The following is an 825-nucleotide window of genomic DNA, read 5'->3' on the forward strand; positions in this document are numbered from 1 at the left end:
GTCGGATATGGCGCCAGATCCACCTCGAACCGGTGCGCGTTGTAGAGCTGCGGAATCAGCACGCAATCGGCCAGGCCCGGTGCATCGCCGTGGCAGAAGCGCCCGGTCTGCGCATCGCGCGCCAGCTGCGTTTCCAGTGCCGCAAAGCCACGCTCCATCCAGCGCCGTGTCCACTGCTGGCGTTGTGCGCCATCCAGCGCGAACTCGCGCTCCAGCACCTGCATGACGCGCAGGTTGTTGAGCGGGTGCACATCGCAGGCGATGAGCTGTGCCAGTGCGCGCACCCGGGCGCATTCGGCAGGCGCGCGCGGGAGCAGCGCCGCGGTGTCCGCGAATGCCTCTTCCAGATACTCCAGAATCGCCAGCGACTGTGCGATCACCGCATCGCCATGCCGCAACGTCGGCACCAGTTCCTGCGGATTGAGTTGCGCATAGGCCGGCGCGTGCTGCTCGCCCCCGTCACGCATCAGATGCACCGGGTGGGCAATGTAGTCCAGCGCCTTCAACCCCAGACCGATGCGCACGCGATAGGCCGCGCTCGAACGCCAGTACGAAAACAGCTCCAGGGCCGCGCTCATGCGCGACCGCCCGCCGTCGCTGCACCGCAGGTCATGGCAGCGGCTGCCGCTCGACGCGCTGTTCGATCGCACCGAAGATGCTGGCGCCGCTGGCATCGAACATCTCGATCCGCACCACGTCGCCGAACGCCATGAACGGCGTGCTGGGCTTGCCGTCGCGCAGCGTCTCGACCACGCGTTGCTCGGCAAAACACGAGGCGCCCAAGGTGGTGTCCTGGTTGGCGATGGTGCCCGAGCCCACGAGACT

General features: G+C 67.4%; 2 protein-coding genes. Both read right to left on the reverse strand.

Features of this window, described 5'->3' with window-relative positions; translation table 11 throughout:
- Window positions 1-578: maleylacetoacetate isomerase (gene maiA, locus QJ48_RS39600; protein ID WP_054977844.1), on the reverse strand; the 578-nt coding region annotated here is incomplete at its 3' end.
- Between the two features lie 31 nt (window positions 579-609).
- Window positions 610-825, reverse strand: a 216-nt coding sequence (locus QJ48_RS39605) for a hypothetical protein (protein WP_202813861.1), incomplete at its 5' end; no start/stop codon positions are given.

Origin of the sequence: Paenibacillus sp. A3 (assembly GCF_001399685.1) — a bacterium.
Taxonomy (GTDB): Bacteria; Bacillota; Bacilli; order Paenibacillales; family NBRC-103111; genus Paenibacillus_G.